The 16,943-nt window shown below is 63.3% G+C and carries 17 protein-coding genes; 11 read left to right on the top strand and 6 right to left on the bottom strand.

The window, feature by feature from the left end:
• The first annotated feature begins 22 nt into the window (after positions 1-22).
• From GOB94_RS10640 to GOB94_RS10650, 3 genes are all read left to right on the top strand, one after another.
• Entirely contained in the window at positions 23-328 is a 306-nt protein-coding gene (locus tag GOB94_RS10640) for a helix-hairpin-helix domain-containing protein (protein WP_182275902.1), read from the top strand.
• Between the two features lie 258 nt (positions 329-586).
• Positions 587-1,270, top strand: a complete 684-nt coding sequence (locus GOB94_RS10645; protein ID WP_255483849.1) for a DUF4397 domain-containing protein — start codon at positions 587-589, stop codon at positions 1,268-1,270.
• An 83-nt stretch (positions 1,271-1,353) separates the two neighbouring features.
• On the top strand, positions 1,354-2,055 hold the full coding sequence (locus tag GOB94_RS10650; RefSeq protein WP_182275904.1) for a DUF4396 domain-containing protein: 702 nt from the start codon (positions 1,354-1,356) through the stop codon (positions 2,053-2,055).
• Positions 2,056-2,131: 76 nt separating this feature from the next.
• Here the strand turns inward: GOB94_RS10650 and ahcY are convergent, their stop codons facing one another.
• Together ahcY and GOB94_RS10660 are read right to left on the bottom strand one after the other, a co-directional pair.
• A complete protein-coding gene (gene ahcY / locus GOB94_RS10655) occupies positions 2,132-3,565 on the bottom strand; it encodes an adenosylhomocysteinase (protein WP_182275905.1) in 1,434 nt (477 codons plus the stop codon).
• A gap of 117 nt (positions 3,566-3,682) precedes the next feature.
• A complete protein-coding gene (locus GOB94_RS10660; protein WP_182275906.1) occupies positions 3,683-4,678 on the bottom strand; it encodes a zinc-dependent alcohol dehydrogenase family protein in 996 nt (331 codons plus the stop codon).
• Positions 4,679-4,850: 172 nt separating this feature from the next.
• Here GOB94_RS10660 and lepB point away from each other — a divergent pair, with 172 nt between their 5' ends.
• Together lepB and GOB94_RS10670 are read left to right on the top strand one after the other, a co-directional pair.
• Positions 4,851-5,657: a signal peptidase I gene (gene lepB, locus GOB94_RS10665; RefSeq protein ID WP_182275907.1), complete on the top strand. Its 807-nt coding sequence runs from the start codon at positions 4,851-4,853 to the stop codon at positions 5,655-5,657.
• Positions 5,658-5,687: 30 nt separating this feature from the next.
• On the top strand, positions 5,688-7,355 hold the full coding sequence (locus GOB94_RS10670; protein ID WP_182275908.1) for an AsmA family protein: 1,668 nt from the start codon (positions 5,688-5,690) through the stop codon (positions 7,353-7,355).
• Between the two features lie 321 nt (positions 7,356-7,676).
• Here GOB94_RS10670 and GOB94_RS10675 read toward each other — a convergent pair whose 3' ends face one another.
• Entirely contained in the window at positions 7,677-8,651 is a 975-nt protein-coding gene (locus GOB94_RS10675) for a response regulator transcription factor (protein ID WP_182275909.1), read from the bottom strand.
• A gap of 395 nt (positions 8,652-9,046) precedes the next feature.
• On the opposite strand from GOB94_RS10675, the gene GOB94_RS10680 reads away from it, so the two are divergent.
• The 4 genes from GOB94_RS10680 to GOB94_RS10695 all read left to right on the top strand — a co-directional run bounded on the left by GOB94_RS10680 (position 9,047) and on the right by GOB94_RS10695 (position 12,273).
• A complete protein-coding gene (locus GOB94_RS10680; protein ID WP_255483852.1) occupies positions 9,047-9,721 on the top strand; it encodes a methyltransferase domain-containing protein in 675 nt (224 codons plus the stop codon).
• 25 nt (positions 9,722-9,746) lie between these two features.
• Positions 9,747-10,385, top strand: a complete 639-nt coding sequence (locus tag GOB94_RS10685; RefSeq protein ID WP_182275911.1) for a DUF2306 domain-containing protein — start codon at positions 9,747-9,749, stop codon at positions 10,383-10,385.
• Between the two features lie 150 nt (positions 10,386-10,535).
• On the top strand, positions 10,536-11,666 hold the full coding sequence (locus tag GOB94_RS10690) for an FAD-dependent oxidoreductase (RefSeq protein WP_182275912.1): 1,131 nt from the start codon (positions 10,536-10,538) through the stop codon (positions 11,664-11,666).
• Between the two features lie 43 nt (positions 11,667-11,709).
• Positions 11,710-12,273, top strand: a complete 564-nt coding sequence (locus GOB94_RS10695; RefSeq protein ID WP_182275913.1) for a YceI family protein — start codon at positions 11,710-11,712, stop codon at positions 12,271-12,273.
• A gap of 9 nt (positions 12,274-12,282) precedes the next feature.
• Here the strand turns inward: GOB94_RS10695 and GOB94_RS10700 are convergent, their stop codons facing one another.
• The 3 genes from GOB94_RS10700 to GOB94_RS10710 are packed head-to-tail and all read right to left on the bottom strand — an operon-like array spanning position 12,283 to position 13,795.
• A complete protein-coding gene (locus GOB94_RS10700; RefSeq protein ID WP_182275914.1) occupies positions 12,283-12,825 on the bottom strand; it encodes a zinc ribbon domain-containing protein in 543 nt (180 codons plus the stop codon).
• The gene (locus GOB94_RS10705) at positions 12,822-13,169 is read right to left on the bottom strand and encodes a hypothetical protein (protein WP_182275915.1); all 348 of its coding nucleotides are present in this window, start codon (positions 13,167-13,169) and stop codon (positions 12,822-12,824) included. Before GOB94_RS10705 ends, GOB94_RS10700 begins: the two co-directional genes overlap by 4 nt.
• Positions 13,166-13,795: a sigma-70 family RNA polymerase sigma factor gene (locus GOB94_RS10710; protein ID WP_182275916.1), complete on the bottom strand. Its 630-nt coding sequence runs from the start codon at positions 13,793-13,795 to the stop codon at positions 13,166-13,168. The genes GOB94_RS10705 and GOB94_RS10710 overlap by 4 nt, the downstream gene beginning before the upstream one ends.
• Before the next feature lie 292 nt (positions 13,796-14,087).
• Here GOB94_RS10710 and rlmB point away from each other — a divergent pair, with 292 nt between their 5' ends.
• Entirely contained in the window at positions 14,088-14,879 is a 792-nt protein-coding gene (gene rlmB / locus GOB94_RS10715) for a 23S rRNA (guanosine(2251)-2'-O)-methyltransferase RlmB (RefSeq protein WP_182275917.1), read from the top strand.
• Entirely contained in the window at positions 14,876-16,924 is a 2,049-nt protein-coding gene (locus tag GOB94_RS10720; RefSeq protein ID WP_182275918.1) for a hypothetical protein, read from the top strand. The genes rlmB and GOB94_RS10720 overlap by 4 nt, the downstream gene beginning before the upstream one ends.
• Positions 16,925-16,943: the final 19 nt, after the last annotated feature.

A 16,943-nucleotide genomic window follows, 5' to 3' on the forward strand; every position in this document is an offset into this window, starting at 1 on the left:
GCATAAGGAGAACGTTGTTCCTATGAAGACCTTCCGTCGAGTCCTTGCTTTGACCACCCTGGCTGCCGCTCTGTTTGCCGTGGCGCAGCCGCTTGCTGTTGCGCAGGCCAAGCCTGCTGCGAACTCGAAGGCCGCGCCCGCGCTGCTGGACCTAAACACGGCAACAGCGGACCAGCTTGCCGCTCTGCCGGGCGTTGGTAAGGTGTATTCGGCGAAGATCATTGCCGGGCGGCCGTATACGGCCAAGAACCAGCTTGTGACCAGGGGGATCATCCCGCAGGCGACGTACAACAAGATCCAGGGCATGGTGATCGCGAAGCAGAAGTAGGGTGGTTCGCGGGCCGGTAGCGATCTCGATAAATGGGGGCACGGCGGGCGTTCGGGGCAACCCTGGGTGTTCGCCGTGGCTATTTTTGTTCGTCAGGGCGGAGTGGGGCGCTGGTTTAAGTGAACTCCGATACCCTAGAGGACGTAGTACCACGCGATGATGATGATCGAGGCAGGCCCAATCCGGCGGAGTGGCTTGCGGCTGCTGATGGCGGCGTCCGCGACGATGTTGCTGACGGGTTGCCAAGGCATTGGGCTGATGCCGAGCAACTCGGCGCAACTGCGAGTGGTCGACGCCTCACCGGATGCGGGGAGCGTGGATAGCTACGAGAACAATGCCGGGCTGGCGTACAACCTGGGGTTCGGGATGGTGACGACGTATGTGCCGATGCAGCCGGGTGGGGTGACGCTGGCGGCGACACGGGCCGGAAGCCGGCAGACTCTGGCGACGAACAATGTGACCCTGGCGGCAGGGCGGCAGTACACGGCGATTGTGGGCAATACTGCGGCGGAGATGCAGCAGACGCTGTATGTGGACCAGATGCAGCCGGCACCGGCAGGGCAGATCGCGGTGCGGATCATCGACGAGGTGACGCGCGGCGGAGCGGTGGATGTATACCTGGTGCCTTCGACCGGCAAACTGGCGTTTACGGCGCCGCTTGCGACGAACCTGAACCTGGGCGGGAACAGCGGGTACGTGAATGTGCCTGCAGGGATGTATGCGCTGGTGGTGGTGCCGGCGGGGACGGTGCCGAGCTCGACGGCGGAGATGCTACTGAGTGGAGCACAGGTGAGCTATGCGTCGGGTGCGGTGCGGACGGTGGTGCTGATCGATTCTCCGCTGACGATGCGGCCGTTTGCAGGAGTACGTCCTGAGCCGCAGGCGAGTGTGTTGACGCCGGCGGTGCAGGCGATCATTGCGGTGGATGCGGATGCAATTTAGGAAATAGTTGCGGGTGGTTCGCGAGAGGCATCTATCTCACCATGAGTGTTGGCCGGTGTTGGCGACACGTGTTGAGGTATCGCATGCTTGAGACGGTTGCATGGGGTTCGCTGGGTGTTGCGTTTGTTTGTGCGGTGGTGATGGTGGTGGATTTGCTGCGCAGGCCGCAGGCGATGGGGATCATGAATGTTGTGTGGCCGATTACGGCGCTGTATAGCAGCGTCTTTGCGCTGTTGTTTTACTTTCGTTTTGGACGCGCGAAGGCTGGCGGCGAGAAGCCGCGTATGTCGGGACCGGAGCATGACCGGATGATGGAGGCGATGAAGAGGTCTCCTGGGGCAGTGCAGATTGCGCTTGCGTCAAGCCACTGCGGAGCGGGTTGCACGCTGGGTGACATCGTGGCGGAGTTTGCGGTGTTCGGACTGGGTTGGAGTCTTTGGGGCTCGCCACTGTGGGCAAGCTTTGTGGCTGACTTTGTTCTGGCGTGGGCGCTGGGTATCGTGTTTCAGTACTTCACGCTGGCGCCGATGCGGGGATTGTCGTTTGGCGCCGGCGTCTGGGCTGCGATCAAGGCCGATACGCTTTCCATTACGGCATGGCAGATTGGGATGTATGGATGGATGGCGCTGAGCCACTTCGTGCTGTTTTCGAAACATCCCCTGGAGCCCAACCAGGCGGGCTACTGGTTGATGATGCAGGTCGCGATGATCGGGGGATTTGCGACGGCATATCCGATGAACTACCTGCTGGTGAAGACCGGAGTGAAAGAGCCAATGATGCATTGAGGGTGGTGAGTAAATGGAAGTGAAAGACGAGGGGCCGCCGATAAAATCGACGGCCCCTCTTTTGCTACTCACTGCCTTAGTAACGGTAGTGGTCGCTCTTGTAGGGGCCTTCGACGGGGACGCTGAGGTAGTCGGCCTGCTTCTTCGATAGGACGGTGAGTTTGACGCCGATCTTCTCGAGGTGGAGGCGAGCGACTTCTTCGTCGAGCTTCTTGGGCAGGACATAGACACCGATCTTGTAGATGTCCTTGTTGGACCAGAGGTCGAGCTGCGCGAGGGTTTGGTTGGCGAAGCTGTTGGACATGACGAAGCTGGGGTGGCCGGTGGCGCAACCGAGGTTGACGAGACGGCCTTCAGCGAGGATGAAGATAGAGTGGCCGTCGGGGAAGGTGTACTGATCGACCTGCGGCTTGATGTTGAGCTTGGTGGCGCCGGAGGCGTCGAGCTCGGCCATCTGGATCTCATTGTCGAAGTGGCCGATGTTGCAGACAATGGCCTGGTCCTTCATCTTCTTCATGTGGTCGAGGGTGATGATGTCGACGTTGCCGGTGGTGGTGACGTAGATGTCGGCGCGGCCGAGCGTGTCTTCGACGGTGGTGACTTCGTAGCCTTCCATCGCAGCCTGCAGGGCGTTGATGGGGTCGATCTCGGTGACAATGACGCGTGCGCCGAGGCCGCGGAGGCTAGCCGACGAACCCTTGCCTACATCGCCGTAGCCGCAGACGACGGCGACCTTACCGGCGACCATGACGTCGGTGGCGCGCTTGATGCCGTCGACGAGGGATTCGCGGCAGCCGTAGAGGTTGTCGAACTTGGACTTGGTGACGGAGTCGTTGACGTTGATGGCGGGGACGAGAAGCGTGCCCTGCTCGAGCATCTTGTAGAGGCGGTGGACGCCGGTGGTGGTCTCCTCGGAGACGCCGCGCCAGTCCTTGACGACGCGGTGCCAGCGCTGGGAGTCAGCGGCGAGAGTGGCCTTGAGGAGGTTCTGGATGACGCCCTCTTCGACCGAGCCGGCGTTGCCATCTACGAAGCTGCGGTCGCCGTTCTCGAGCTCGTAGCCTTTGTGGATGAGCAGGGTGACGTCGCCGCCATCATCGACGACAAGTTGTGGGCCGAGGCCGTCGCCGTGGTTGAGGGCCTGATCGGTGCACCACCAGTACTCTTCGAGGGTCTCGCCCTTCCAGGCGAAGACGGGGACGCCGGAGGCAGCTATGGCGGCGGCGGCGTGGTCCTGCGTGGAGAAGATGTTGCAGGAGGCCCAGCGGACGGTCGCGCCGAGCTCGACGAGGGTCTCGATGAGCACGGCGGTCTGGATGGTCATGTGCAGCGAGCCGGTAACGCGCACACCCTTGAGAGGCTTGGCTGCAGCGTACTTGCGGCGGATGGCCATGAGGCCGGGCATCTCGTGCTCGGCGATGGTGATCTCTTTGCGGCCCCAGTCGGCGAGGGTGATGTCTGCGACTTTGTAGGGGAGGGTAGATGTTTCGGGCAGGGTAGCTGTCGCCACGGTTTCTCCTTGATCGATCAGGCTCAAGGATATCAAAGGGGCTGGGCTGGGAGGAGCTCTGAGAGCATCTTGCGGACTTCGATGCCGATGCCTTGTGTGGCCTCGGATGGGTGATGATCAGGGGACAATGACGGCGGAGCCTTGTGAGGTTTCGTGTTTTACGGCCAAGAGAGCTTCGTTGGCTTGTTCTAGGGGGAAAGTAGTCATCTTTGGGCGGATGTTGAGCTCGGCGGCGATGGCGAGGAAGTCGCGGGCGTCGGCGCGGGTCATGTTGGCGACGCTGCGGATCTGGCGCTCACCCCAGAGGAGCTTGTCGTAGTCGAAGGCGGGCATCTGGTCAAGGTGGATAGCGTTGATGGCGACGGTGCCGCCTTTGCGGAGAGAGCTGAGGGCGTCGAGGACGACCTTGCCAGCGGGAGCGAAGGTGATGGCGCGGTCGAGGGAAACGGGAGGGCGGTCGTCTTCGTTGCCGACCCAGGTGGCGCCGGAGGCTGTGGCGTCGTTGCGATGGTCTTCGCCGCGGGTGACGACGTAGACCTCGCAGTGCCAGTGGCGGAGGACCTGGATGGCGAGCGAGGCGGAGCTGCCATAGCCGAAGAGGCCGACGCGTTCACCGGGTTGCACGCCGGCGACGCGGAGGCTGCGGAAGCCGATGATGCCGGCGCAGAGCAGAGGCGCGGCGTGGGCGTCGTCGAGGCCGACGGGAAGTTTGTGTACGAAGGCGGTGCGTGCGAGGGCGAACTCAGCGTAGCCACCGTCGACGGTGTATCCCGTGAAGGCAGGATTGTCGCAGAGGTTTTCCATGGCGTGCTGGCAGAACCAGCAGGTGCCGTCGGTGCCGCCCATCCAGGAGACGCCGACGCGGGTGCCGAGAGGGAGATCGGCGGTGGCTCCGTCGACGATCTCGCCGACGATCTGGTGACCGGGGATGAGGCGTGGGTGGACGACGGGGAGATCGCCTTCGACGATGTGGAGGTCGGTGCGGCAGACTCCACAGGCAAGGACGCGGAGGAGAACGTGGCTGGGCAGGAGCGCGGGTTTGGGGACATCGACGAGGTCGAGGAAGGGAGCCCCGGGCTGGCGGCTGGTTCCGGCGAAGATGGCGGCTCGCATGGCTGGTACCTCGGGTTCAACGTCTATCAGGCTACGATGCGGTGGAATCAGTTGGCGTGACGAGGGACACCGAAGCTCAGGCATCACCCTGGGCAGGGTACACTGACAGAGCCGCCATCCTGCCAATGCCGTTTGGGCAGAGCCACTTCGATTCCGAGGAGCGAACCGCGTTTTGAGTACACAACCAGAAGCACAGGCCCAGGTCTCAGAGGCGGCAGTGGAACCGGTAGAGACACCGCTGGAGGCGCTGGCCTCGATCTGCACGGTGCTGGTGATCTGGCTGTTCGTGACGGGGTTCATATTCCAGAACTTCGAGATCCCGTCGGGTTCGATGGAGAACACGCTGCTGGTAGGCGACCATGTGGTGGTGGATCGGGTAACGCTGGCGCCGCCGACGAGCTGGGCACCGTTTGTGCACTATCGGCCGGTGCATCATGGCGACATTATTGTGTTCCTGAAGCCGAACCCGGAGACGCCGGACCTGATCCTGGTGAAGCGGGCGATCGGGTTGCCGGGCGATCACATTCACCTGCGCGGCGGGATCGTGTACATCAACGGCGTGGCGCAGAATGAGCCGTATGCGTTGCAGCCGGGTACGGGAGACCGTATGTATGTCCCCTATCGCGACGATTTCCCGTCGGATGTTGCTGGCATTCAGGAGGCTTCGATCGAGAACAACGCATCGCTGTGGGCGGAGGAGATATCGAGCCATATTCAGGGTGATGATATCGTGGTGCCGCCGAACAGCGTGTTTGCGATGGGCGACAACCGGACGGAGAGCCTGGACAGCCGGTTCTGGGGCTTTGTGCCCATGAAGAACATCATGGGAAGGCCGATGTTCGTGTACTGGTCGTTCAGGACACCGGATGACCAGGAAAATAAGACGAGCGTTGGCGACCGTGTCAGCTTCTTCTTCCACGTGCTCACGCACCTGTTTGGCGGAACGCGGTGGAGCCGGACGTTCCACGTGATCCGGTAGTAGGCTGACAAGCACGATACGACTGCCCGCATGATGGAGATCCACGAACACAGGAGTGAGACAACCGCGGACACGCCACCTTCGCGTGTGCGTGCGCGGCTGCTGTGGTCGGCGGGGATCGTTGGGCTGGTGCTGCTGCTGCTGCTGACGCCGCCGCTGATCAATGTGAGCCGGTTACGCAAGCGCATTGCGACGAGCCTGAGCGAGAGCCTGGGCCGGCCGGTGCACCTGGATGGCGTGACGCTGCAGCTACTGCCGATCCCAGGGTTTACGCTGCAGAACCTGGTGGTGAGCGAGGATCCGGCGTTCGGCAACGAGCCGGTGATCCGCGCGAACACGGTGGAGATTACGCTGCGGCCGAGCTCGCTGTGGCGGCGGCAGGTGGAGCTTTCGAGCATACGGTTTGTGGAGCCGAGCCTGAACCTGGTGCGCAACGCGGACGGGCAGTGGAACCTGCAGGGGCTGCTGAAGCATGCGGCGCAGGTGAATACGGCTCCGACGGGGCAGAGCAAGGCTGGACCGGCGCCGCGGTTTCCGTATATCGAGGCGACGAACGGGCGCGTGAATGTGAAGCTGGCCGAGGAAAAGCAGCCGTTCTCGCTAACCGATGCCGACTTTGCGCTGTGGCTGCCGAGTGAGGAGCAGTGGCGGGTGCGGCTGGAGGGGCAGCCGGCGCGGACGGACATGAATGTGTCCGATGCAGGGACGATGCGGCTGGAGGGCAGCCTGGAGCGCGCGACGACGGTGGGCGCGGTGCCGGTGGACCTGGTGGCGAGCTGGCATGATGCTCCCCTGGGCGAGGCCAGCAAGCTGCTGACGGGCGTTGACGCAGGCTGGCGCGGGACCCTGAACATGGACGCGACATTGAGTGGTCCGATGAGCGATGCGAAGTTCGTGGCGAAGGTGCATTTGAACGATCTGCGGCGATCCGATTTTGTTCCGGTGCGTTTGCTGGATGTGAGCGTGGAGTGCGGTGGGCAACTGGATGCTCCGGAGGCGGTGGTGCATGACCCGTCGTGCGCGCTGGCTACTCCGGTGCCGGAGGGGGGCAAGAACCCGGGGCAGGTGGTGGCGATTGCGGACCAGCTTGAGCTGAGCGGCCTGCATGCGGCCGACCGCGGTCTGGGCGGGCTGCGGCTGGGGATGACCAATGTTGCGGACAGTTATGTGCTGGACTGGGCACGGCTGTTTTCGCAGCGGATTCCGGTGCAGGATGAGCCGCGTGGGGTGGTGGCGGGGAGTGTGACGTACTCGCCCGATGCGACCGAGGGGTGGCTGGGGGAGTTCCATGCGCGGGTGGCGGGGCCGTTGCCCTGGGCGGCGAAGCCGGTGCCGGCAGGAGCGACGGAGCCGATGACGATCTCGGTAAGTGCGAACCAGAGGATGCTGACGCTGGCACCGCTGAGTCTGGCGCCGACGGTGAAGGCGGCGCCGCTGGAGCTGGCCGGGCATGCGACTCTGCGAGGGTATACGCTGCGGTTGGCGGGGAGCGCGACGGTGCAGGAGTTGCAGTCGATGCGGGGGACGCTGCCGCCGCTGGCCGATGGGCTGGAGGCTGCGCTGCCGGGGCTGAAGACCGCTGGCGACAGGCCGCTGAAGGTGGATGTTACCTGCTCGCGGGTGTGGGGCGGAGTGCAGAGTTGTGCGGCTGTGGGCGAGGCTCCGACGCCTGCGAAGAAGCGCAAGCGGCTACGATAGGAGATACCCCTCCCCCCTCCCTATGTAGCGGAGGTATCCAGTGGAATCATCAACTTACGGGGTGATCCCGGGGGTATGTGGCTGATTCCGTATATGGTTACGGGTATGATATGGGAACGATTGGGGTTAGGGCTGATCGCAGTGCCAACCCCATTTTTGGCTATGGGTTTGGGGTCTTGGGTTCCGGGTTTCGGGTTTTCTGTGCCCTATCTCCAGTATACGAGGCGGAGGCAGGGAAAGTGTTTTTGGTTTTGAGGGCTTAGTGGTTTGGTTTGTTGGGGTTGGGGTGTTTGTGGTGCGCATGGGGGTTGACAGAGCGCCCTATAGGTTGAAGAGTTCGCGGAGGCGGCGGGTCTGGGCGCGGCTGACGGGGATCTCGGTTTGTTTGCGGTCGTCCATGCGGAGCTGGTAGCTGGATTTGAACCAGGGGACGACCTCGCGGATGTGCTGGAGGTTGACGACGTAGGAGCGGTGGGCGCGCCAGAAGTGCTCGGGGTCGAGCTGCTCCATGAGCTCTTCGAGGGTGCGGCAGTTGGACTCGCCTTCGAGGGTGCGGGTGACGACGGAGATGCGGCCCTCCTCGATGGAGGCGAAGCAGAGCTCGCGCTGGTCGACGAGGAGAAGGCGGTTCTGGGCGCGGACGACGATCTTGCCGGTGCGGCCGAGAGGCGTGGCCGGGCTTGAATTGGAGGAGCCGGCGAGGAGAGCGGGGACCTGCGCGGCCTGCTCCTCGACCATGCGGAGGAGGGCGTCGAGCTTGGCTTCAGCTCCGGCGACGAGGCCGGCGAAGCCGGTGGGACGCTTGTCGTCGCGCTCGGGGGTTTTGGTCTTAGGTTCGGGGAGAGGCTTGGACTCGGCTGCCGGGGGGGCTGCGGTTTGCTGGCGGGCGCGCTTGTCGTCGGCGATCTGGTTCTGGACGATCTGGTGGCGGACCTTTTCAAGGGTCTTGACGACGCGCCTGGAGTCGAAGGGTTTGAGGAGGTAGTCGACTGCGTTTACTTCGAAGGCCTTGACGGCGTACTGGTCGAAGGCGGTGGCGAAGACGACTTGCGGGAGGCGCGCTTTGCGGTCGAGCTGGAGGACTTTTTTGAGGACGGCGAAGCCGTCGAGGCCGGGCATGCGGACGTCGAGGAAGATGACGTCGGGTTTGTGGGTGCGGATGAGGTCGACGGCGTCGATGCCGTTATCGCCCTGGGCGACGACCTGGACATCGCCGGCGGCGTCGAGGAGGTACTGGAGCTCCTGCCGGGCGAGGGGTTCGTCGTCGATGATGAGGGCGGTGAGGGGTACAGCCATGATGTGATGCTACGCCGGGCAGGGTGAGGGCGTCACGGGGTACGTTGATCCAGCCTATGACACGGCCGTCATCGATGAGCACCCGCACGATCTTCACGGATTTGTCTGTGCATTGTCATAAAGTACCCATGAACAAATCGTCACGCCATTTGCCTTCCGCAAGGTGCTATCAAGAGGACAGAGCACTCGTCTCAACGAGTAGTTGTTAACTTTCCCTCATCGAATGGCGCATGGGCTGCATGAGCATCGGCCTCAATGGCTGAAGAGGAAGGTCGTAGGCAAACTTCCGCTCAACTAACCTTCGCTCAATCAGCTTCCGCTCAATCAGGAGACGATGCGTTTTCATGTGGTCCAGGGCACAGATAGATTTTAGCGAACGAGTTTCACCGCGTGAGTTGCCGGAGTTGATGGATGGCGACTGTAGTTATGAGGACTTCCGAGCCTGCCTGCGCAGCCTGGAAAATGTGAACCGGTGGCTGCTGGGGTATCGTCCGACGCTGGCGTGGCTTGAGCGGCTTCCGTGTACGCTGCGTGAGCCGATACACATCGTCGATGTAGGGTGCGGTGGCGGCGATCTGTTGCGGCAGATTGCAGGATGGGCGCGCAGACGGGAGATTCCTGTGCAGCTGACGGGGATTGATTTGAACCCTTATGCAGTGCGTGTGGCGGCGGAGTCCACGCCGAAGGAGTTCGGGATCGAGTGGGTCGCCGGCAATGCGCTGACGTACAGGACAGAGAAGCCGGTCGATATCGTGGTGAGCTCACTGATGGCGCACCACCTGGAAGACGGAGAGATCATCGACCTGCTGCAGTGGATGGAAGCGACGGCGCAGGTGGGTTGGTTCATCAACGATCTGGAGCGGTCGGAGTGGGCGTGCCGGGCGTTTGAGTGGATGGCGGGCAAGATCGGATGGCACCGTTTTGTACGGCATGATGGACCGGTGTCGTTTCAGCGAGCGTTTCGCAAAGAGGATTGGGAACGGTTGCTGGCGGCGGCTGATGTTCCGCGCGAGCCAGTGACCGTGGAACCCTGGCGACCCGGACGGTTGTGCGTGGGGCGATGGAAGTGAAGACGGCGACACTGGGAGGCGAGTGATGCAAACGACCACGCTGGTAAAGCCCACTACGGCTGCTGCTTCGAGATTCAAGATGGTGCTGTGGGCTGGGCTTGGATTGACGGTGCTGTTTGTCTTCATCACCTCAGAGGTGCTGCTGATCACCGACTATCCGATGTATCACGCGTACCGTCTGCAGGTGATCGCGGACCGGCATCTGCTGATTCCGCATACGATCGCCGGGACGTTCGCGCTGTTGATCGGTCCCATCAACTTTTCCTCGAGGATTCGGCAGCGCTATCTTCAGCTGCATCGTGTCCTGGGTCGCATCTATGTAGTGTCGGTGTTTGTTGGTTCGTTCACGGGTATTGCTCTTGCTGCGGGGCGGCCGGGGCTACCGGGGACCTCCATGCAGGCTGCCGCGTGGATGGTATGTACCACCGCCGCGTTCATCACGGCGCGCAACCGCTACATCGTGCAGCACCGGCAATGGATGGCGCGCTCGTATGCTGTGACGTTTACGTTTATCTCCAGTCGCGTGCTGAACCTGTGGCCGCGCTACTGGAGCCATTTGGGAGACACGCTGTCGGCCGTTGGGGTGATTGCTTTTACGCTTGCGTCGCTGCTGATCGTGGAGATCGGCCTCAACTGGCGCGAGCTGACTACGCGTCGTGAGTGAGTTTTTGATGGCGGGCCAGGATTCGGTGAACCAGTGTTGCGTTGCGAGATGAAGATTCGTACAGAATGAAGTGCCGAGGTGACATCTAACCGTCTACGGGGGAGGAAGTCCGCTGCAGATGGAACATCGGCACATTAGAAAGGGAATATTTTGCAAGATGAGGTGTTGATACTCGGTGGTGGAGTGGCAGGTTGTGCTGCCGCGATTGCGCTCGCTCGCAAGGGCCGCAGCGTAACGTTGATCGAACGCGAGCCCACGCCACGCCACAAGGTATGCGGAGAGTTCCTGAGCGGGGAAGCGCTTGAAGACCTGCATGCGCTGGGCATCGATGTGGCGGCCTTGGGCGCGGTGCCCATCCACAACGTGCGGCTTGCCGCAGCGCGACGGGCGGCGGAGGCACCCCTGCCCTTTGCCGCGGCGTCGCTGACGCGCAAGGCGCTCGATACCGCGATGACTGCGGAGGCTGTCGCGGCTGGAGTCCGCGTAGAGCGCGGCCGGAGCGTGCAGTCTTTGAGCCGTACGACAGAGGGCGCGTGGTGGGCGACGCTTGACGACGGGACGAGCCGCGAGGCTCCCACGGCGTTTCTGGCCACGGGCAAACATGATCTGCGCGGCCACACGCGCCCTAAAGATCCGGAGCAGTGGGTTGCGTTCAAGCTGTATTTTCGACTGTCGGCGGCGCAGTACGCTGACCTGGGGGACGCCTCCGAGCTGATGCTGTTTCCCGGAGGTTATGGTGGCATCCAGCCGGTGGAGGGCGGCATCGCAAACCTCTGCTGGGTGATACAGGGACGGCATCTGGCGCGGGTGGGGCATCGGTGGGAGAACCTACTAGAGAAGATGAAGCGGGACTGTCCGCACCTCGCGATGAGGCTTGAGGGTGCGGAGTCATTGATTGCGAAGCCAATTGCGATCACCCATATCCCGTATGGGTATATCCGGCGCTCGACGGACGAGGGTCTGTATTGCATCGGCGACCAGGCGGCGGTTATCCCGTCGTTCACCGGGGATGGCATCTCGATCGCGCTGCATACTGCGCGGTGCGCGGTTGCGGCCTATGTCGCTGGGGAGCCAGCAACGGCGTTCCAGCCGCGGTTGCGGTCGGCACTGGTGGCCCAGATGCGGCTTGCCGAAGTTGCAGCCGATGGTTTGAACAATGCGTTTGCGCGCGCCATCCTGCCGTTTTGCCTGAGGGTCTGGCCCGGCGTGATGCGCGTGACGGCTAAGCTCACACGCGTTACCCAGCCCTCCGCTGCCGCACCACAGATGGTCGTCAACTGAAGTAGCTGCCGGAAGCCAGCCAAAGCTTCCAGGAGAGAATGCAATGAAATCCTTCGCCCTCTTCGCTCTCGCTGTCATGCTCGCTCCAGCCGCTTTGGGGCAGCGTCAGACCTTTGCGGTCAATCCCGATGCGAGCGAGGTCAGGATGACGCTCAAGACTACCCACGAGATTGTGAACGGGACCTTTCATGTCCAATCCGGCTCGATTGAATTCGATCACGGTAATCCCCGGATGTCGGGTTCGGTGGTCGTGCTCGCTGCCAGCGGGAAGACCGGCAATGACAGTCGCGACAAGAAGATGAAGAATGACATCCTGCACGTCGAGCAGTATGCGACGGTCATGTTTGAGCCGAAGTCCTACACGGGCGCTATTGCTGCATCAGGGGACTCGACGATCCGGGTGATGGGGATATTTACGTTGCTGGGCACGCCTCATGAGATGACGATTCCGATGGTGGTGCATCTGGATGGCTCCAGTGCAACGGCCAAAGCCGATTTTGTCGTGCCGTATGTCCAGTGGGGCCTGAAGAACCCGAGCTTTTTGATCTGGAAAGCTGACAACGACGTCGCGATTGACCTGATGCTGACGGGACGGCTGTCGAAGTAGGCGAGAGGGCTACTGGTCGCTGTAGACGCGGAGGCGGGCTGGTGCGCCGTCCTCGGCGAGATCGTGGCCGCACTGGGTGCAGAAGACGTCGGTGATCTTGACGCCGCGATGGCAGAGGCCGCAGACGGGGGACATCTGGAACTGGCACTGCGAGCAGAAGTGATCGGTGGCGTCGATCTGCGTGGAACAATTTGGGCAGCGCGACAGGACAGGCTGGCGCAGGATGAAGTAGACGACGGCGCCGATGCCGCCCGGGAGGACAACGCAGACGAGCATCCAGAGACCGGCGGACATGCCGCGGCGCTTGACGTCCTGGCTGACGTAGCCGAGCAGCAGGGCGTAGCTGGCGACCATGGTGCCCCACGCGTAGCCCATCATCAGGCGCATGGGCAACATCTCATGCTTATGGTGCGGCATGACGACGTGGAAGACGTACTGCATGGCGGCGAAGAGGACGATCGCGAGAGCCTGCGACCAGCGCGGGATCATGCGCAGTTCGTCGTCGCCTGCCGTTCCTGTTTCACGCTGCCGTGGGTTCATCCAGTTGGTCATCGCGGCACCTCACCATTATTGGAACGCCCCCGCCCCCGCTTGAACCAGACGGCACCGAGGACAAGCAGGGTAACGGGCAGCGACCACAGTAACAAAATCAGGAGCTGATCGCTGGCGTCCGGCACGCCGTTAGGCGTGATGTCATAGTTGCCGAGGATGGACCACATGGCGTAGCAGCAGACCAGCAGTAGGCCCGAGACGATGGCGATGGGGGCCCAGAGGCTGCGCTTCTTCTGCTTCTGCTCCTGCAGGGTAATGGCTTCGGCGCGGATGATGCGGTGGGTCCGGTTGACGACGGAGGCCCGGGCGTTAGAGAAACGGGGATCGACTTGCGGAGTGCTCATGAGCGCACTCCTGCAGATTTTTGAGCGCGGAGCTTGAGGAGCTCCGGCTTGAGGGCGGCGAGGCCGCGATAGAGACGGGACTTGACGGTGGAGAGCGGGGCGCGGGTGACGCCGGCGATCTCTTCGAGGGACATCTCCTCGTGGAAGCGAAGGGTGAGGACCTCGCGGTAGCTGGGTTCGAGGGTGAGGAGGACGGCGGCGATCTCGCTGGCGTTCTCGCGGACCTCAAACTGCTCGAGGGGGGAGGGTGAGTCCTCGGCGATCTCGAAGGGGCGCTCGTCGTCGCCGCCCTCGCGCATCTCGTCGAGCGAAGCCATGGTGCGCTTGCGGGAGAGGTCGATGACGAGGTTGCGGGCGATGGTGAAGATCCAGGTGTCGAAGCGGGCCTTGCCGTTGTACTGCGAGCCGCGGCGGAGGACGCGAATCCAGACCTCCTGGAAGAGGTCTTCGGCGACCTCGCGCTTGTTCGTCAGGAAGACGAGGTAGCGCATGAGGCGGTGCTGATAGGTTTCGATGAGGCGGTCGAGGAGCTCCGGGTCCTGACGCTTGAGGCCACGGGCGATCTCGGCGTTTTCACGCTCGATGGCGGCGACGGCTTCGGCAGTCAGGATCGTGGCGGATCGCAAGGGAGTGGCCCTCTGGAGGTCTGTACAACAGTTCAGACGCCAGAGTATCGGAAAAAGTCGCGATGTTTGAGGTTTTTCTTGTATGGAGGGAGATTTCGGGGTGGTTTCGGTCGTTTTGCGGGTGGTGAGGAGTAGTAAGTGGTAAGGCGGGTATGCTCGCGCCTGCGGCGCTTGCTGCGGTAAAAGCGGGAACGCAGAGGGCGCAATGTAAAAGCCCGCAGAGGTCGCAGAGGAAAACAAGCAACGGCAACGGCGGTCTGGCGAGATAAGTATGGGCTTATACACTGGATGGATGGATGTTTTGTATGGGCTGCACCCGGTGGAAGAGGCGCTTAAGTCGGGTGCGCGACAGATAGATCACATCAGCGTGGCGCGGGAGCGGCGCGACCCGAAGGTGGAGCGGCTGGTGGAGACGGCGCGCGTGGCGAAGGTCCGTGTGACGATGGAGCCGCGCGTGCAGCTGGACAAGCATGCGAAGACGGACATGCACCAGGGTGTGGTGGCGTTTTTGAAGGAGCGGAAGTTCCTGGCGCTGGAGGACCTGCTGGAGGCGCCGGTGGGGGCTTCGGGGCACCGGTTTCTGCTGGCGCTGGATGGGGTGGAAGACCCGCATAACCTGGGGGCGCTGTTGCGGTCTGCGGACGGGGCGGGGATTGATGGGGTGGTGCTGCCGGAGCGGCGGTCGGCTCCGCTGACGGGGACGGTGGCGAAGAGCTCGGCTGGTGCGAGCGAGCATGTGCGGATTGCGAAGGTGGTGAACCTGGCGCGGGCGCTGGAGACGATGAAGCAGCGGCATGTGTGGATCGTCGGGCTGGATGAGCGAGGGACGCCGGACTATACGGACTTCGACTTCAGGCAGGACACGTGCCTGGTGTTGGGCAGCGAGGGGTCGGGGCTGCATGAGCTGATCAAACGGAACTGTGACCATCTGCTGCGGATACCGATGGCGGGGAGCGTGAACTCGCTGAATGTGTCGGTTGCGGGGGCGGTGGTGATGTATGAGGCGATGCGGCAGCGGCGCGGCCCTCAAGTGACGGCGGTTGCGTCTAAACCGGAGAAGCCGCGCAAAGGTTTGGGATCTTGACGTTTTTGAAAAGTACGCTCGCAGTTGTGGTTCTGGGATGGTTCGCAGGGAGCCTTGGCTCCGTGGCTGGGGCGCAGGCTCCACAACAGGCACCGGCGGCGCAGACGACAGCGCCTGCTGAGGCTCCGGCGGATGCTTTGCCGCCGCCGAAGGGGACGGTGCTGTTTGAGCGCCATGCGGGGGATGCCGCAGCTCCGAGTGAAGCTGCGCCGGGTGAGGCGGCTACGGCGAAGGCGGCCAGCGAGGCCAAAGAGGGTGATGAGGCGCTGAAGGGCAGCGCGTTGAGCGATGCGGAGCGCGGGGCGCTGACGATCACGGCGTGGGACCTGGATGCCCGGGTGACTCCGGTGAGCGCAGGACTGGAGATGCATGCGCGGGTGACGGTGCGGAACGATGGCAACGCACCGCTGACGCGGGTGGCGCTGCAGGTGTCGTCGACGCTGCAGTGGGAGAGCGCGGTGCTGCTGAGTGAGGGCTCGGATGCGGCGCGGGTGAAGCTGGCGGTGGTGCAGCATGTGATCGAGACGGACGCCGACCACACGGGCAAGTGCGACGAGATGGTGGTGGAGCTGCCGCGGGCGCTGGCGGTGGGCGAGTCGGCGGTGCTGGACACACTGTATGGCGGGAAGATTGAGCCGAGCGGGGCGCGGCTGGAGCGGATTGGCGCGGATGAAGGGCAGGCGCTGGCGTCGGACTGGGATACGATTGCGCCGGCGGGCGTGATGCTGCGCGGGTTCGGGAATGTGCTGTGGTATCCGGTGGCCGAGCCGCAGTTGTTCTTGGGGGACGGGAACAAGCTGTTTGAGGCGGTGGGCGCGTCGCGGCTGCGCGAGGAGGATGCGCGGGTGCGGCTGCGGGTGTCGGTGGCGTACGAGGGCGATGCGCCGGAGGCGGTGTACTTCTGCGGACGGCGGGCGAAGCTGGTGGCGGTGTCGGACAACAGCGATGCGCCGGTGGCGTCGGGCAGCGGGATTGCGACGGCGGAGTTTGTGGAGGAGCGGCTGGGATTTCGGCCGATGAGTCTATTTACGGTGGACCATGCGGAGACGCTGACGGCCCCGTTGAGCCGTGCGGGTGGGAAGGACTCCGAGGATTTACTGGCGGTGGTGACGAACGATGAGGCGGCGGTGCCGCGGTTGAGTGAGAGCGCGTTGACGCTGGCGCCGCAGCTACAGCAGTGGTTTGGAGTGCATCCGGTGTCGGCGCTGACGGTGATCGACCATGACGGGCAGCCGTTTGAGGATGGGCCGTTGCTGGTGGCTCCGGTGAGCGCGGTGGGGGCGTCGACGGGCGAGATGGCGCTGCTGCACAGCCTGACGCATGCGTGGGTGCAGACGGGCGAGCCGTGGGTGGATGACGGGCTCGCAGAGTTTATGGCGCTGATGTACACGGAGCAGCGGCAGGGACGTGGGGCGGCTGCGGATGCTCTGCATGAGCTGCTGCGGCCGGTGGCGATTGCGGAGCCGGATGCGCAGACGTTGCATAGTGAGGACATTGGGCAGCCGCTGATTGCGGCGCATGATGAGATCTACTACCGGCGGAAGGCAGCGGCGACGTGGTGGGCGCTACGGTCGGTGGTGGGCGACCAGGACCTGCAGATCGGGTTGACGACGTGGCTGGCGCAGCCGCCTTCGCAGCAGACGGCGAGCGAGAAGGCGCTGGCGCTGGAGGGGATTCTGGAGAAGACGAGCAAGAAGGACCTGGCGTGGTTCTTTGACGACTGGGTGCTGCATGATCGCGGGCTGCCGGACCTGACGATCAGTGAGGTGACGCCGCGGCCACTGCCGGCGGGGCAGGGGCATCAGAACGGATGGCTGGTGAGCGTGACGGTGAGGAATGAGGGTGCTGCTGCGGCGGAGGTGCCGCTGGTGCTCCATGCGGGCGAGCTGAGTGTGACGAAGTCGATCCATGTGGCGGGGCTGTCGAGTGCGACGGAGCGGGTGGTCATCGAGGCGAAGCCGACGGAGGTGCTGGTGAACGATGGGGCGATGCCGGAGCTGCGGACGTCCGAGCATAGGGTGACGGTGAATCTGGATACGAAGTAGGAGCGTCAGGGGCTGTGAT

Origin of the sequence: Granulicella sp. 5B5 (genome assembly GCF_014083945.1) — a bacterium.
GTDB lineage: Bacteria > Acidobacteriota > Terriglobia > Terriglobales > Acidobacteriaceae > Granulicella.

Bases quoted from the DNA above. Each gene is read 5' to 3' on its own strand.
- GOB94_RS10640 (WP_182275902.1), top strand. From the start codon at position 23: ATGAAGACCTTCCGTCGAGTCCTTGCTTTGACCACCCTGGCTGCCGCT.
- GOB94_RS10645 (WP_255483849.1), top strand. From the start codon at position 587: ATGCCGAGCAACTCGGCGCAACTGCGAGTGGTCGACGCCTCACCGGAT.
- GOB94_RS10650 (WP_182275904.1), top strand. From the start codon at position 1,354: ATGCTTGAGACGGTTGCATGGGGTTCGCTGGGTGTTGCGTTTGTTTGT.
- GOB94_RS10660 (WP_182275906.1), bottom strand. From the start codon at position 4,678: ATGCGAGCCGCCATCTTCGCCGGAACCAGCCGCCAGCCCGGGGCTCCC.
- GOB94_RS10670 (WP_182275908.1), top strand. From the start codon at position 5,688: ATGATGGAGATCCACGAACACAGGAGTGAGACAACCGCGGACACGCCA.
- GOB94_RS10675 (WP_182275909.1), bottom strand. From the start codon at position 8,651: ATGGCTGTACCCCTCACCGCCCTCATCATCGACGACGAACCCCTCGCC.
- GOB94_RS10685 (WP_182275911.1), top strand. From the start codon at position 9,747: ATGCAAACGACCACGCTGGTAAAGCCCACTACGGCTGCTGCTTCGAGA.
- GOB94_RS10695 (WP_182275913.1), top strand. From the start codon at position 11,710: ATGAAATCCTTCGCCCTCTTCGCTCTCGCTGTCATGCTCGCTCCAGCC.
- GOB94_RS10700 (WP_182275914.1), bottom strand. From the start codon at position 12,825: ATGACCAACTGGATGAACCCACGGCAGCGTGAAACAGGAACGGCAGGC.
- GOB94_RS10705 (WP_182275915.1), bottom strand. From the start codon at position 13,169: ATGAGCACTCCGCAAGTCGATCCCCGTTTCTCTAACGCCCGGGCCTCC.
- rlmB (WP_182275917.1), top strand. From the start codon at position 14,088: ATGGATGTTTTGTATGGGCTGCACCCGGTGGAAGAGGCGCTTAAGTCG.